At 60.1% G+C, this 15,515-nt stretch carries 15 protein-coding genes and 1 pseudogene; 9 read left to right on the top strand and 7 right to left on the bottom strand.

Annotated elements, in window-relative coordinates:
- Positions 1-7 precede the first annotated feature (7 nt).
- The 6 genes from G5575_RS12660 to G5575_RS19435 form a co-directional block, all read right to left on the bottom strand.
- Positions 8-1,477: a UDP-glucose dehydrogenase family protein gene (locus tag G5575_RS12660; protein WP_164534602.1), complete on the bottom strand. Its 1,470-nt coding sequence runs from the start codon at positions 1,475-1,477 to the stop codon at positions 8-10.
- Positions 1,478-1,572: 95 nt separating this feature from the next.
- On the bottom strand, positions 1,573-2,172 hold the full coding sequence (locus tag G5575_RS12665) for a carbohydrate-binding domain-containing protein (protein ID WP_164534603.1): 600 nt from the start codon (positions 2,170-2,172) through the stop codon (positions 1,573-1,575).
- A 120-nt stretch (positions 2,173-2,292) separates the two neighbouring features.
- The gene (locus G5575_RS12670; RefSeq protein WP_164534604.1) at positions 2,293-3,105 is read right to left on the bottom strand and encodes an AfsR/SARP family transcriptional regulator; all 813 of its coding nucleotides are present in this window, start codon (positions 3,103-3,105) and stop codon (positions 2,293-2,295) included.
- Between the two features lie 99 nt (positions 3,106-3,204).
- Positions 3,205-3,690, bottom strand: coding sequence for a hypothetical protein (locus G5575_RS12675; RefSeq protein ID WP_407924854.1), 486 nt, complete (start codon positions 3,688-3,690; stop codon positions 3,205-3,207).
- Positions 3,687-3,959, bottom strand: a complete 273-nt coding sequence (locus G5575_RS12680; RefSeq protein WP_328765993.1) for a response regulator transcription factor — start codon at positions 3,957-3,959, stop codon at positions 3,687-3,689. Before G5575_RS12680 ends, G5575_RS12675 begins: the two co-directional genes overlap by 4 nt.
- Positions 3,932-4,489: a hypothetical protein gene (locus G5575_RS19435; protein WP_207633118.1), complete on the bottom strand. Its 558-nt coding sequence runs from the start codon at positions 4,487-4,489 to the stop codon at positions 3,932-3,934. The genes G5575_RS12680 and G5575_RS19435 overlap by 28 nt, the downstream gene beginning before the upstream one ends.
- A 424-nt stretch (positions 4,490-4,913) precedes the next feature.
- On the opposite strand from G5575_RS19435, the gene G5575_RS12685 reads away from it, so the two are divergent.
- The 3 genes from G5575_RS12685 (at position 4,914) to G5575_RS12695 (ending at position 8,613) form a co-directional block, all read left to right on the top strand.
- A complete protein-coding gene (locus G5575_RS12685) occupies positions 4,914-6,482 on the top strand; it encodes a hypothetical protein (RefSeq protein WP_164534605.1) in 1,569 nt (522 codons plus the stop codon).
- 95 nt (positions 6,483-6,577) lie between these two features.
- Positions 6,578-6,844: a hypothetical protein gene (locus G5575_RS12690; RefSeq protein ID WP_164534606.1), complete on the top strand. Its 267-nt coding sequence runs from the start codon at positions 6,578-6,580 to the stop codon at positions 6,842-6,844.
- A gap of 17 nt (positions 6,845-6,861) precedes the next feature.
- Entirely contained in the window at positions 6,862-8,613 is a 1,752-nt protein-coding gene (locus G5575_RS12695; protein WP_164534607.1) for a hypothetical protein, read from the top strand.
- Positions 8,614-8,617: 4 nt separating this feature from the next.
- Here the strand turns inward: G5575_RS12695 and G5575_RS12700 are convergent, their stop codons facing one another.
- Entirely contained in the window at positions 8,618-8,902 is a 285-nt protein-coding gene (locus G5575_RS12700) for a hypothetical protein (protein ID WP_164534608.1), read from the bottom strand.
- On the opposite strand from G5575_RS12700, the pseudogene G5575_RS12705 reads away from it, so the two are divergent.
- From G5575_RS12705 to G5575_RS21795, 6 genes and pseudogenes are all read left to right on the top strand, one after another.
- A pseudogene (locus G5575_RS12705) lies at positions 8,786-10,861 on the top strand (type I secretion system permease/ATPase). The gene G5575_RS12700 and the pseudogene G5575_RS12705 overlap by 117 nt on opposite strands.
- Before the next feature lie 2 nt (positions 10,862-10,863).
- Positions 10,864-12,201: an HlyD family type I secretion periplasmic adaptor subunit gene (locus G5575_RS12710; RefSeq protein ID WP_164534609.1), complete on the top strand. Its 1,338-nt coding sequence runs from the start codon at positions 10,864-10,866 to the stop codon at positions 12,199-12,201.
- Positions 12,202-12,279: 78 nt separating this feature from the next.
- Positions 12,280-12,792: a MarR family winged helix-turn-helix transcriptional regulator gene (locus G5575_RS12715; RefSeq protein ID WP_164534610.1), complete on the top strand. Its 513-nt coding sequence runs from the start codon at positions 12,280-12,282 to the stop codon at positions 12,790-12,792.
- A 4-nt stretch (positions 12,793-12,796) separates the two neighbouring features.
- Positions 12,797-13,915, top strand: coding sequence for an HlyD family secretion protein (locus G5575_RS12720; RefSeq protein ID WP_328765997.1), 1,119 nt, complete (start codon positions 12,797-12,799; stop codon positions 13,913-13,915).
- Between the two features lies 1 nt (position 13,916).
- Positions 13,917-14,819 (top strand): DHA2 family efflux MFS transporter permease subunit, encoded by a 903-nt coding sequence (locus G5575_RS21790; protein WP_328765998.1) that lies wholly within the window; start codon positions 13,917-13,919, stop codon positions 14,817-14,819.
- Positions 14,804-15,457: an MFS transporter gene (locus G5575_RS21795; protein WP_328765999.1), complete on the top strand. Its 654-nt coding sequence runs from the start codon at positions 14,804-14,806 to the stop codon at positions 15,455-15,457. Before G5575_RS21790 ends, G5575_RS21795 begins: the two co-directional genes overlap by 16 nt.
- Positions 15,458-15,515 lie beyond the last annotated feature (58 nt).

Genomic DNA, 15,515 nt, shown 5'->3' on the forward strand with positions numbered 1-15,515 from the left:
GTCGAGGTCACTCCGGGAAGGCCGGTGCGATCGTGGGCAGCTGGATATGCCCGGCGATCGGCGGCCGCGGCAGCGGCTTTCCATTCGCCTTACGGCGTCGTGCGCGCACCGGAATGAGCGGTTCGGCAAGTGCAGATGCCGGAAGCGGCATGGGTGTAGGCACCCGCCCATCGGCTGGCCGGCCGATGGCTGAGACGGTAAAGCCGGCGGCTCGCAATTGCTCGGGATCCAGCGCGTTGCGCATGTCGACCACGAGGCGCGTGCGCACGAGGTCGGCCAGTTGCGCAGCATTAAGGGAAGCGAACTCTTCCCACTCGGTCATCACCACGATGCAGTCGGCATGCTCGGCGCAGTCATAGGCATTGATGGCATAGTCGACGCCGGCCAGCATGGTCCTGGCGTGTTCCATGCCCTCGGGATCATAGACTTTAATTTTGGCACCGGCATGCTGGAGCGCACTGACGAGGCCAATGGATGGGGCGTCGCGCATGTCATCGGTATTGGGCTTGAAGGTAAGGCCGAGGATGGCGACGGTCTTGCCGAAGACGTTGCCGCCCATGGCAGAGATGACGCGGCGCGCCATGGAGCGCTTGCGCGCCTCATTGGTGGCAATCGTGGTTTCGACGAGGCGCAGGTTGACGGCCCAATCCTGCGCAGTGGCAATCAGCGCAGCCGTATCCTTGGGGAAACACGAACCGCCATAGCCCGGACCAGCCTGGAGGAACGCCCGGCCGATGCGCCGATCCAGGCCGACGCCGTTCGCGACATCGTTGACGTCGGTGCCGATCGCTTCGCAGAGATCGGCAATCTCGTTGATGAAGGTGATCTTGACGGCCAGAAAGGCATTGGCTGCGTATTTGATCAGTTCCGCCGCTTTTCGATCCGTCGCCAGGATCGGCACGCCGAACCGGGTGATCGGATCGTAAATGGCCTGGAGCGTCTTGAGCGGCGCGGCAAGATTGCAGCCGAGGACGATCCGGTCTGGCTCCATGAAGTCGCGAAGAGCGCTGCCTTCACGCAAGAATTCAGGGTTGGAGGCGACGTGCAGATCGAGGTCGGGGCGCCGCTCGCGAATGATACGCTCAATCATGTCTCCGGTGCCGACCGGCACTGTCGATTTGGTGACGACCAGCAGCTTCTGGCCAGCCCGGTCGGCAATTTCTCTTGCCACGGCATAGACATAGGTCAGGTCGGCGCCGAAACCGTTCTTGCTCGGCGGCGTGCCGACGGCGATGAAGACAGCATCGATGTCGTTACCAAGCTGGGGGATCGCAGAAGCAAAGCTGAGGCGACCGGCATGCAGCATGCGGCCAACCATCTGTTCGAGCCCGGGCTCGAAAATCGGCACCGCTCCAGCATTGAGCGCCTCGATGCGCGCCGCATCGGTATCGACGCAGACGACGTCGTGACCGAGCTCTGCGAGGCACGCTCCCGACACCAGGCCCACATATCCGCATCCGACGACGACCAGGCGCATTTCGAAAAGTCCTTCATTCAAAGTTTAGTCGCGTGACAAGTCGAAGCTCGACCCGCTGGGGCCGGCTGAGGCAAAAGTTGAACACTGCTGTTGGGCTAGCGCGCGATCGGAACCACGGGCTTGGGCGTGAGCTTGACCGGAAGAGCGACAGGCGTGGCTTCGGGCAGGTCGATGACCTGTTCTGCGGGCCATCCGGTTGCGGGCGGCACGGCCACTGCCATGTTGGTGCTTTCGTAGATCGGCATCAGGCCCGCCTGGTAGTCCAGCAGCTGCAGCTTATCGCCATTGAGAAGCTTGAGGTCTGCTGCCACGATCTCGAGGCCGTTAACGGTGATGGCATCGACAAAGAGATTGCGGTCCCGCCCCACTTCCTCATCGAGATATTTGTCATTGGTGAGGATGACGCTGATCTCGCCATCTTTGCGGAACTGGCTTTCCGGAACGGCGAACTCGAATTCCTGCAGGTAGCTGCGCGGCTTGGCATTGGCGAAGAGCCGGCCGGTTTCGCCAGTGTCGATCGCCTTATCCAGCACGCCCGAGCCGATAACCTTGCCATCGAGGCGAAGTTCGAATTTGGGCGGGCCATCGAAGGCCTCTCCAGCCAGCGAAAGCTTGATGGTGGCGTCGGCAAGTGCCGGTGCGCCCGAGAGCAGAGCTGCAGTAAACCCCACCGAACATAGTTTTGGATTGCCCAATCCATCGCATCCACCGATCCGCTATCTAAATCTAATCCGCTCAATTGCTTCAGCGGTTTACAGATATTGAGAGCGATCAGTATTATTGGATAGGCAATACAAGGAACTAATTCTGGATGACTAGGATTTTGGCGGGTGCGTGGCAAATACCGGCCCAAGATCACCCGAACGGTTGATCTGGATCGGCAAAGTCGGCGGCGCTTCGAAGCGGGCGACCAGATCGGCAAAGACTCGCTGCGTATTGGAGGATGGTCGCACACCCAGTTCGCGCATCAGCTGGCGCTGGCAGCTTTCGTAGAGAGCTTCGAATCGCGAGCGGTTTCCATGCATGGCGGCATGGGTCATGAGGCAGCAATAGGCCTCCTCATTGCAGGCATCGAGCTCGATGGCCTTTTGGGCGCAGATCACCCGCGCCTCTTCGGAGAGAGCGCTGTTGGGCGAAATCGCGGCACTCAGCCGATCGGCGCAACGGTTCCTCAGGATCTCGCGCTGCTGCGCCAGCCATTCTTCGAACTCGCTGCCGGAGTCGGGGAGGTCAGCCAGCAACTCGCCCGTATAAACCGAGCAAAGGTCAACGGCAGCCTGCGGGGACGGGCTGGCAAGCAGTTCCAGCAAGGACAGGAGGTCGAAGGCGACCTGGCTATGGTTATCGATGAAGACGGCGGAGAAATTGCTTTCAAGGAACACAAAGCCATGGCTGTCCTGAAAGTGGCGGCTGCGGGAAAGTGCCTGGCGCAGATTGGCGGCAGCCTTGGAGTGATCGACATCGGGCCAGAGCACACTTCCCAGACGTTGGCGCGAGGCTGCCAGTTTCTGCCCGGAAAGGGCGACGAAGGATGCCAGGCGGAAGAGGCTCGAGGGCGCACCGGACACGACCCGGTCATCCAGAACCACCCGGCAACTGCCCAAGACGCCGATACTCAACCGCGGCATCGTTTCCTCCTTTACACAACACTACTGGAGAAAATGCTTATATGGAATATACGGTCCGACCTGTATAAGTAGGTTAGTAATTTTCTAAATTGTTGATGCTTATATTTTCTTGATTCCGGCCACCCGAATAAAGCGCCACAATTCCTGATTTATGACAATGATGCTGTCGATCGTTTTGGCCAGCTTTTCTATCTCCAGATTGTCTACTTCCTCGAGCTTCCCATACTTGATCTCGTCGCCGAATTCGGCGATCCGCATCAATTGGGTACTCTCAAGCTCTCCGTTCTCGTCGAAATCGAAAATGGAGTGATTGTATTTGTTACGGATTTTTCCCTCAAGCTTTAGTCGCGCCGTAAGGTCGAGCACGGCGGTCCGGTCACTCGCCGCAGTGGCACTCATCTTGGCGAGGCGCTCCACAAGATCGAGACGAGCCCTCGTGGTGTTGAGGGTCAGAAAGACGATGATCGCGGCTTCCTTGCTGCACTGCATCAGGTAGACGATCAGATAGATCAGAAGGCTTTCCGTGTTGGTCCAGCAATAGTTCAGCTTCCCGATCATGGGGAGCAGAACTTCGATGCGGCTCACGAGGGGCGGCCTTCAAGCTGCAGCGGACGAAAGCTGCGCCGTTCGCGCACCGACAAGGGCGGCGCCAATTTGCCCGCCCGCAAGGCAGCTGCCGCCTGCGTCCGGTTTGTCACCCGCAGTTTGGTGATGAGGTTATGGACATGGACCTTGACCGTGTGTTCGGACAGCGCCATGCGATCGGCAATAAGCTTGTTCTGATAGCCTTCAGACAAGAGTTCGAGCACCTGGCGTTCGCGCGGCGTCAGGTAAACGCTGCCACCTGGCGGCACCGGCTTTGCCGGCTCTTCGAGGGTGACACTAGGCGGAGCCGCGATGTCGGCCCTGTCGCCTTCGTCGGGACGATGTGCGCGGCGCGAAAAGGCGGGGGATAATATTCACCGCCCTGGACCAGGAGCGACAAGGCGGCCAGCCACACTTCAAGCTTGAGCTCGAGCGGCAGCAGGCCCTGGATCTCGTTGTGTTCAAACAGAGTATCGCATTTGGAGCCTTCGCGATCGCAGGAACGCATGACGAGGCCGAGAGCGCTGTCGGGAAACTGCTTCCTTGAGAGCGCTACGGCGTCCGCGCAATCGGCTTCGGGACCAAGGTCCAGCAACACAAGGCTTACGAGCGATGGCGTGCTGGCTGGATCGGGCAGCTGTTCGACGAGGATGACCTGATAGGCAGGCAGATAGGCCCGAATGGCTTGCACCAGCCCTTGGTGCATGGCGCCCTGGCTCGCCCAAAAGATGATTGTGCCTGGCGTTGTCTCCGTGGCCGCACGATTGCCGCCTGCTACTAGATAGGGAGAAGTAATCATCCTTGACCTCCGGTTGCCGCATCCCCCGCAAAAGCTGCAGGGATTAGGCCGTTAATAAAGCGTTAACACCGGGGGCGTGACTGCGCCGTTACGCGGGCGTGATAACGCAGTGACCAAAGTCGTTCTAAAGCAAAAGACATCTCGCCTCTCCGACACTGAGGGTCCAGCCGCGATCCTTCCAAGTCCATATTCTAGCAACGCTTTCGTGCCCGGCCATACCGCGGCATTAGCTCGTCGAGCGATCATGGGATTAGATCAAGGCGCGCGGCCTAGCTCCAAGTATTGTCTTATGTCGCGATAGTTCCGCAAGCAATCTGGCAGCGGCTTCCCGAGTTGCGGAAGTATCGGGCGAATCTGCCAAAAGCCTTGTTGGAAATGTATTGAGGCTGGCCACATTCGCTCCATTCAACAGGAGCACTCTGAAATGTCTGAAAAGAATAACAACTACATGCCGGAAAACGCCTTCAACGATTATTCCAGCTCCAACCAGCAGGATAACTCGTCGACGGACTCCGGCAACGACAACTCGGTATCCGACAGCGGCAATGACAATTCCTGGTCGGTGTCCGATAGCGGAAACGACAATTCCAGCTACACCAAGGACAATTCCGTCACTGATAGCGGAAATGACAACTCGACCTATACCGACGACAATTCAGCAACGGACAGTGGCAACGACAATTCGGTGTCCGATAGTGGCAACGACAATTCGTGGTCTGTGTCGGATAGCGGCAATGACAATTCCAGCTATACCGACAACGACGACAATTCCGTCGCTGACAGCGGCAATGATAACTCGAGCTATACCGACGATAATTCGGTCACCGACAGTGGCAACGACAACTCGAGCTACACCGACAATGACGACAACTCGGTCGCCGACAGCGGGAACGACAATTCCAGCTACACCGACAATGACGACAACTCCGTCTCTGACAGCGGCAACGACAATTCGTCCTATGTCGCGGACTCGGGCAACGACAACTCGACCGATGTCGATGTGACCGTCTCCGACTCCGGGAACGACAATTCGAGCTACACCGACAACGACGACAATTCGTCCTATGTCGCCGACAGCGGCAACGACAACTCAGTCACCGACAGCGGCAACGACAATTCCAAGACCTGGCAAAACCAGCAAACCTTCAGCTGGGATGCCTCGGCAACGGATTCGTTCAACAGCGACGACGACACCACCAACTCGCACAATTCGGACGACGACATTTCCGATAGCGGCAATGACAATTCCGATAACTCGGACAATTCGGATAATTCCGACAACTCGGATAATTCCGATAATTCCGACAACTCGGACAATTCCGATAACTCGGACAACTCCGACAATTCAGTCCACGACTCCGGCAACGACAATTCGCAATATACCGTGTCGGACTCGGGTAACGACAACTCCACCCGTGACTCGGGCAACGACAACTCGTCGACGTCCTACGACAATGCCTTCAACGACGGCTCGGATCACTCGATCGACAATGCGATGAACGACAGTTCCGAGCATATCAATGTCGATATCGACTCCAACATCCAGGACGCCTTCAACTCGAGCGACGACAACAGCCAAATCTCGGACGCCTTCAATGACTCGAGCACGAGCTTTGGAAGCATCGACGTTGACTTCGACAACGTCTTCAACGGGGCTTTTGGCGGCGACGGCGACGGCAATGGCTTCGCCTTCAACCAGGTCGCCGATATCGTGGACAATGACTCGCTGTCCGGCGTGACGCAGTCCAACAGCGGCAATTTCCAGCTCTATGCCAATGCCGCGGAAGCAACGCTGGACGCAGCAGGTAGCAGTGCCTGGGACGGCATCGGCGGCGACGTGACGGCGGTTGCAGATGCTCATGCCACGGTCAGCGGCTCGGCGTTCAACCTCGACATCGTGCTCGGTGCCAACCTGCAGCAGAACGCGGTCGACGTGACCGTGGTCGGCGGCGGCATGGACAACGACATCACCGACTCGAGCGAACACCACTAGTTCCGACCTCCAATCGGCAAGCCGGTCTGCGCGCCACGGCGCGCAGGCCCATCCGTCACGCGAAATGATGCGGACGGCAAACAGGGAGGGTCGCGGTGTTTGTGCCTAGCGACAACATTTCCGAAGTCATCGCGCACTTCATCGGGTGCTTTGAGATTCGCGTCGACGAGATCCGCATGCGGCACGCCTATGAAGAATTCTTTCGCGAACAGGCCGTGCCCCGCTCGGGTCCGATCGAGCACATCACGCCCGGCTTTTTCAACTGCTCGATCTGGAGCTCTACAGCCCGGGCGTGCGCTATCGCCCCCATGCCGAGCCAATCGACGGCCAAGCCAGCCTCTCCCGAAGCGAAATACGTCTAGATTATCCCGATCTGCCGATGACGCTGCACTGGATGGCGCAGGCACTGCCTTGGCCGTTCTTTGCACATGGCACGGGTGACAGCGAAATCATCCATCTCGGCCGCGAGCCCGGTTCGGTCATGCTGTCTGCCAATCAGGTCATGCTGATGGACGACAATGACGTCATCGTCCTGGGCAGCATCAAGGTCGGCACAGTCGACTTTCTCGCCGATGCCGCGCCTATGTCGGCCTTGCTGGCCAGCGCCCTTGCGGTGTCGGAGGCTTTTGCCAGCATCGAAGCCCCTGCCGATACTGCGGCCATACCCGATTTCTTCGCCTCGATGCACTCGGCCATCCACATGGTGGAAACGGCAATGGGCAGCGATGGGACAGTGCTGACAAGCGCCACCCTTGTCGAGACCACTGCCACGTTGACCAGCACCACCACGACGGTCGTGGGCCCCGCCATCGAGGGCATTTATGTGGATGGTGCGCTCACCACCACGGCGCCGAGCCTCTTCGACCTTTTGCCACATCAGCTGCAGGAAGCCGTGACCGAGCCAGAACCGTCTACTGGCCCAGTGCTCACGATCGACCCGAACGACGTTACCATGACAGTCGAAAGCGGAGCCAACATGGTGGTCAACGAGGCCATCATCGTCAATGCAGGCTTGTCAGCCACATTCATGGCCGTGGTCGGCGACTACCATTCGATCAATGTCATCATCCAGACCAACGTCTATAGCGACAATGATATGATCGACACTCGCCTGCCGGGGTCAGCGGCCAATAGTGCGGACGTGACCAATGCGCTCAACGTGGCCGTCTTTGCCAGTGAGCTGCGCGACAACGCGGCGGTGATGGCAGAAAAGCACCCCGGAACCATGCCCCTTCACTGGCAGGTTTCGGTGGTCGAGGGCGACCTCGTTTTTCTCGACTGGATCACCCAATATAGCTTCACCACCGACAGCGACACCCATGTGCTGACGGCGATTGGCACGACGACCACGATCACCAGCGGTGAGAACCTGGGGCTCAACAGTGTGTCGTTCGAAAATCTGGGGCACTACTACGACCTGATCATCGTCGGCGGCAGCCTTTACGACGGCAATTTCATCATCCAGACCAACGTGCTCTACGACAATGACATGCTCGCCATGCTGTCGGGCGCGATCGAGGACGGCTCGGTTTCCACCGGCGGCAACCTTCTCTGGAACAGCGCAAGCATCCTCAATATCGGTGCCGGCAATGTTTCGTCGGGATTGCCCGATGCTTTCAGCCAGGCTGCCTCGTTGCTCGGCGCCGGCGATTATTCCATGCCCGACGGCGTAGCCCAGAATGGCATGTTCGAAGGCTTTGCCGGGCTGCGTGTCCTTTACGTTGCCGGCAACCTTTATGACCTTCAGTCGATCCAGCAGGTCAACGTCATGGGCGATGCCGACCTCGTCGCCCTCTATGAGGATGAATTGCTGGCCGACGCGGCCTCGCCCGATTGGAGCATCAGCACCGGCTCCAATGCCCTCCTCAACCTCGCGACCATCGTCGACTACGACTCGGTGGGCAGTGACGTCCATGTGGGCGGGCAGATCTATTCGGACGCGATCCTGATCCAGGCCGACCTGATGGCTGGGAGCGACGCCGCTCCCGTGGGGGACGACGCGCTGGTGAACGAAGTCATCGCCTTTCTCGACATCGACTTCGTCGACCCCGGTCCCACCGAGGCCGACCATTCCATCGTGCCCATGTCCGATGGCCCGAGCGTGGACGTGATGCAGTCGGTCCTCGCCTAAATCTTCATCCCGACGGCCGCAGCAGTGAGCGCAATCCGTGACTCTGGAATTGAAATTGAACCCTTCCAATGCCGTGCGGCGTGACAACTCCGCTCCAGCTTCCATTGCTGCACAGAGCAATGTCGACCTGGCCATGACCGCGATCGACGAGGCAGTCGCCAAGCTTCAGAGCATGGCTGAAGAAGAGGCCATCCGCCAGCGCGATGCGGCACAAGTCGACGTTGCGCCATCCGAGCGGATTCCCGAACCTCGCCCAGTGCGACCAGTCATTGTTGCCAGCCAGCCGCAAGCTGAACCTCGCCTCGATCCGCCCGTCCGTCCATCGCCCGAACCTCCGCTGCGGTCGGAGGCACCTTGGCCGGACCCGCAACGACAAGCAGAGGCAAAGGTCGGACCGATCCTCGAGGCGGATCGTGGACCGCTGAAATCGCCATCGCCGCCCTCGGAGCGTGGAAATAATGCCCCGCCCACGCGCGACAATGGCGGCGGGGGAGTGGTGGCGGGGGCAGCTCGTTTCACAAACGCGCCGAGATGCCCAATTTTGCCGAAAGCTATCAGCGCGGCGTCAGGGCCGTCCGGCACAATCTGACGATGGTCATGGCCTTCACGCTGGTGATCAACGTGCTGGTGCTCGCCATTCCCATCTATCTGTTCCAGATTTCGGATCGCGTGCTGACCAGCCGATCCCTCGACACGCTGGCCATGTTGACCATTGTCGTGATCGGCGCCGTCTTGCTGCAAACGACGCTCGATGCCGTCCGGCGCTTTATCCTGATGCGAACGGCGGTCGAGGTGGAAGTCCAACTGGGCGCACCGATCCTGAGCGCAGCGGCGCGCGCTTCGCTCAACGGCAATGGGCGGGAATATCAGACGCTGGGGGACCTCCAGCAATTGCGCGCCTTCATCACCTCGGGAACGCTGCTATCCTTTCTCGACGCACCGCTGGCCCCCATCTTCCTTCTGGCAGTGTTTTTGATCCACCCGCATCTGGGCTTCATCGTCGTCGCCGCGTCGCTGTTGCTGCTGATCATTGCCACGGTCAACCAGCGCATGACGGCAAAGCCCTTCGCCGAGTCCAATGCGTTTCTGAGCCGGGCAACGCTCCATCTCGACTCCATGTCGCGCAATTCCCAGATCATCAACGCCCTCGCCATGATCCCCGAAGCTGTGCGTATCTGGGGCAAGGACACCGCCCTCTCGCTACGTTCCCAAGTCCGGGCGCAGGACCGAAACATCGTTTTTGCCACCTGTTCCAAGCTGGTTCGCCTCCTGACCCAGGTCATCATGCTGGGCTGGGGCGCCTTCCTTTCCATCGAAGGGCAGATGACGGGCGGCATGGTGATCGCCGCTTCGATCATCGCGGCCCGCGCCTTGACCCCGATCGAAGGCGCAATCGAGGCTGGCACAGCTTCATCCAGTTTCGCGCCTCGTTTCAGCGCATTCGCAGCCTGCTGCAAACATCGCCGTTCAACTTCGAGCGTCTGCTGCTGCCCAGTCCCAAAGGCCGGCTCGACGTCGAGCGGCTGCTCTTCGTGCCGCCGCCGGCCAAGAAGGTGATCCTCAACGGCATCTCCTTCTCCCTGATGCCCGGAGAGTCTTTAGCGGTCATCGGCAATTCGGGCGCCGGCAAAACCACGCTGGGCAAGATGCTCGTCGGCTCCATCCTGCCCACGTCGGGCAGCGTGCGGCTCGACCTGATGGATCTTCGCAACTGGGATCAGCGCCAGTTCGGCGAAAGCATCGGCTACCTGCCCCAGGACGTGCAGCTCTTTCCCGGAACGATCAAGGCAAATATTGCCCGCATGCGCGAGGACGCCAGCGACAAGGACATCTTTGAAGCGGCGGTACTGGCCGACGTGCACGAGCTTATTGCCTCGTTCCCGCAAGGCTATGAAACCTTTGTCGCGGCCGACGGCGCCCCGCTTTCGGGTGGCCAGAAACAGCGCATCGCCCTGGCGCGAGCATTTTTGGCAACCCCAAGATGGTGGTTCTGGATGAACCCAACTCCAATCTCGACAGCCAGGGCGAGCAGGCGCTGGCCCGAGCGATCATGCATGCCAAAAAGCAGGGCATCACCGTCGTCACCATCACCCAGCGCCCTTCCCTGCTCAACTGCGTCGACAAGATCATGGTGCTCAACAACGGCACCGTTTCGATGATGGGGGCACGCACCGAAGTGATGCAGGCGCTTTCCAAATCGGGGCAGAACCCGACGCAAGGGTCGCAAAAACTTTCTGAAGGAGCTTAGCCATGTCGCTGGTAGGCGCTGCCCCAACACTCGAATGGTATGCTGACGTTCCGCGTTCGATCCGCAAGCACACGCTGGGCGGACTGGTGCTGGTGGTAACGCTCTTTGGCGGCTTTGGCCTTTGGGCAATGCTTGCGCCTCTGGCTGCAGCCGTAATCGCGCCGGGCAGCTTTGTTGCGACCGGCGAAAACAAGATCGTGCAACACCTCGAGGGCGGGATCATCCAGGCACTTTTGGTGCGCGAGGGCGACACTGTGGTCGAGGGGCAGGACCTCGTGCAACTGGACGAGACCGCCGCGCGCGCCAATGCAAGGCAGATGCTCTTGCGCAGTCTTCGTCTCGAGGGGATCATGGCGCGGCTCAAGGCGGAATCGCACGGGCTCGAAACCTATATTCCGCCTCCCTCGATCCTGGCCGGGCTTGCCGACCCCGAAATCAAGTCGATCAACGACAGCCAGGCCGACAATTTCAAATCGTCGCGCGCCAAGCTCGAAACCCAGCTCGGCGTCCTTGAGCAAAATATTGCGGCGCTCGAATATCAGCGCAACGGCAGCAATGCCCAGATCGCCTCCATGCAGGAGCAGCGTGATCTTCTGGCGGAGGACTACGAGCGTCAAAGCACGCTTTTGGCCAGCGGCCTCGTGACGCGATCGGCGGTCAATGTCTTGCAGCGCGCCATGGCGGACGCGGATGGCGATATCGCCCGGCTGCAGTCGGAGGTGCAAACCGCGGACGCACAGATCATGCGCTTTCGCCGCGAAATGGACCAGGCGCGCGACACCGCCAAGCAGGCGGCGCTCGATGAAATGCAAAGCATCGAAGCCGAGTTCGACGCCGTGCGCGAACAGATCCGGCAGGCGGACAATGTATTGAGCCGCACCACGGTCAAGGCCCCGGTCTCGGGCACGATCGTGCGCATGTATTACCACACCGCCGGCGGGGTCATCGAAAGCGGCAAGGCAATTCTCGAAATCCTGCCATCCGACGTGCCGCTGATCATCGAAGCGCAGATCCCGCGCATGCAGATCGATGAAGTGCACAAGGACCAGGTGGCAAGCGTGCGGCTCAGCGCACTCAACCAGCGCACGACGCCGATGCTGGAAGGCAAGGTATACTATGTTTCGGCCGACGCCATTGCCGAAGGCACCGGCGCCGCCGCATCGGAGGTTTATATCGCCAGGATCAGTGTGGCCCCCGAGCAGCTTGCCCGGGTCCGCGGCTTCACGCCCACGCCCGGCATGCCCGCCGAAATCCTGATCCAGACGCACGAGCGCACCTTCTTCGAATATCTCAGCAAGCCCATCACCGACAGCATGAGCCGCGCTTTCCGCGAGTACTAGTTGCGGACATCTGTCGTCAGAAGTTGGGTTTTAGGCTCTGAGCTCTCGGTGCTTGCCTAAGCGGCGCCGGCGCCAAGATTGCACATTGATATCCTAAGCAGACATATTATATGTGCACTTATGAAATCCAGCTCTCCACATGGACAGTTTCGTCAGCGCATCCCGCTTGGCTACCTCGTGCACGACCTGGCGCGCTTGATGAAGCGCCGTCTTGATAATGAGGCCAGGATGCACGAGATCACCTTGCCGCAGTGGAGAGCCATGGCCCATGTGGCCGACAAGGCAGACATCAGTCAGTCTGCGCTGGCCAGTGCCCTCGACACTGATCCGATGACCATTTCGGGTGTGCTGGACCGGCTCGAAAAGAACGGCCTGATCAGCCGTAAGCCTGATCCGGCCGATAGCCGGGCCAAGCTGACGCAATTGACCCCAAAAGGGGCCGAGCGGCTCGAGCTTGCTCGCCGTTTGGGCGCTGAAATGTATGAAGCCGCGCTCGCCGGAATTTCGAAAGACGACGTCGCAGTTGCGGAAAAAGTGCTGCGGCAGATGCAGCAAAACCTGACCGGCCAGACGACCGCGTCCGAGGATTGATAAAGTGAATACACGCGTAGAGAACCCCGACCCTCAGACCAGCCAGAGGGTGAGCCTGCCCGTCGAAGGTGCGACCGATATCGCCGCGGCGACTATCCCGGCCAAGAAGAAGCGCAACCCTTTGCGCTTTCTTTTGATGGCGGGCGTTCCTGTCCTGCTGCTGGGTGGCGGAGCATATTTCTATCTCACCGGCGGACGTTACATCGACACCGACAACGCCTATGTGCAGCAGTCCAAAGTCTCGATTTCCTCGGACGTGGCTGGCCGCATTGTCTCGGTTGCGGTGGCCAACAACCAATCGGTCCACGCCGGCGATGCTCTCTTTACCGTCGATCCGGAGCCATATCGCATTGCGCTGAGCCAAGCCGATGCGGCTCTTGCGAGCGCGCGTGTCAATGTCGAGCAGTTGCGCGTCGGTCTCGCTGTCGCGCAGGCAAAGCTCGATGCGGCACGATCCACCCTCGACATTCGCCAGAAGGACTGGGACCGCAAGCAAGCGCTACGAGACCAGGGCGTGACCGCAGAGTCGAGCCTCGATGATGCGCGCCTTGCCCTGCAGACCGCGCAGAGCACCGTGGCGCTCGAGGAACAGGATGTCGCCAGCGCGACAGCTGCTCTCGGCGGCAATCCGGAGATTGAAACCGACCAGCATCCAGCGGTTCTTGCTGCCATAGCGGCGCGCGACAATGCTGCCCGCAATCTCGACAAGACCACGATCCTGGCGCCGGCCGACGGCATCATCAGCCAGGTCGCCAGCCTCAATGTCGGCCAGTTTGTTGCCATGGGCTCCACCATCGCAACCTTGGTGGAAACCGAGCGCACCTGGGTCGAAGCCAACTTCAAGGAAACCCAGTTGACCGGTCTTGCCACCGGCATGCCTGTTGAAATCAGTGTCGACGCCTATCCGGGTCTGGCTCTTGCCGGCCATGTCGACTCGATCGGCGCCGCAACCGGCGCCGAATTTGCCCTCATTCCCGCACAGAACGCCACCGGCAATTGGGTAAAGGTCGTTCAGCGCATTCCCGTGCGCATTGTTCTGGACGGCGGCGACAGCGACAAACTGCGCGCCGGCATGAGCGCCGCGGTCAAGGTGGATACCCAGCCCGAAGGGGCGGCTTCCTGACATGGCCGAACCTGCTGCGGTGTCAGCGCCTGCCGTCATCGTCAAAAGCAAGGGCCTGCTGACCGCCGCGATCATGGTGGCCGTGGTGATGCAGGTGCTCGACACCACCATCGCCAATGTCGCCCTGCCCCACATGCGCGCCAGTCTTGGCGCGTCGCAGGACGAGATCAATTGGGTGCTGACCTCCTATATCGTCGCCTCCGCAATCGCCACGCCGCTGACGGGCTGGGTGGCTGATCGGCTGGGTCGGCGGCGGCTCTTGCTGGGCGCGGTCGTTGGCTTTACCGCGGCGTCCCTGCTCTGCGGCTTGGCCGCAAACCTGACGCAGATGGTGCTGTTCCGCATCGTTCAGGGCATGTGCGGCGCCATGCTGGTGCCATTGGCCCAGGCAACCATGATGGACATCAATCCGCGCGAAAAGCTTGGCCAGGCCATGGCCATTTTCGGCGCAGGCATCATGTTCGGGCCGATCATCGGGCCTACCCTGGGCGGCTGGCTGACCGAAACCTTCAATTGGCGCGCCGTGTTCCTGGTCAACCTGCCGGTGGGCATACTGGCCTTCGTCATGCTCTTCGTGCTGATGCCCGACACGATCATCAAAGTCCGCAAGTTCGACTTCTTCGGTTTCGGCATGCTGGCCCTGGCAGTGGCCTCCTTGCAGATGCTGCTCGACCGCGGCCAGGGCGTCGGCTGGTTCGAGTCTGCGGAAATCTGGCTTTATCTCCTGCTCTCCATTTCCGGACTCTGGGTCTTCACCGTCCACTGCCTCACCGCGAGCAACCCCTTTATCGACATGGCGATGTTCCGCGACCGGAACTTTGTGACCGGCCTCGTGCTGATCCTGGCAACAGGCATCACGCTTTTTCGGGCCTCGCCCTCCTGCCCCCAATGCTGCAGAACCTGATGGGCTTTCCGGTGGTGGAAACCGGCATCCTGATGGCTCCACGCGGTATCGGCACGATGGTGTCAATGATCCTGGTTGGCCGCCTGGTGTCCAAATACGATCCGCGCATCCTCATTGTCGGCGGGACGCTGCTGATGGGCTATTCGCTTTACATGATGACGCAATTCGACATCGTCATGAGCACCAATCCCATAATGCTGTCGGGATTTTTGCAGGGTGTGGGGATGGGCTTCGTTTTTGTGCCGCTCAACTCTTTGGCCTTCGCCACCATCGCCCCGAAATACCGGGTCGATGCCACGTCCATGTTCAGCCTGGTCCGCAATGTCGGCCAGGGCGTCGGCATCTCACTGGTCACCACGGTGCTCGCGCAGATGCAGGTGGTCAACTATGGCGAACTGGCATCGCGTTTGACGCTCGATTCCGGTCCGCTACGCGACTTCGCGGCATCGCACGGCGGTTTTGCCAATATCGCCGGTTCATTGAGCGGGCTTGTCACTCAGCAAGCGGCCATGCTGGCCTTCCTCGATGACTTTTGGCTGATGATGGTCATAACCTTCGCCTCGCTGCCAATCGTCTTCCTGCTGCGCCGCCCAGCCAGAACTGAAAAGCCCGATCCAGCGCATATGATGTCGGAGTAACGCTGCGCCTCTTGTTCGTGCCAACATCGCATGGCCGAGCTGATTGCCGAGGCGAGCG

This window comes from Devosia aurantiaca, from assembly GCF_011058215.1.
Taxonomy (GTDB): domain Bacteria; phylum Pseudomonadota; class Alphaproteobacteria; order Rhizobiales; family Devosiaceae; genus Devosia; species Devosia aurantiaca.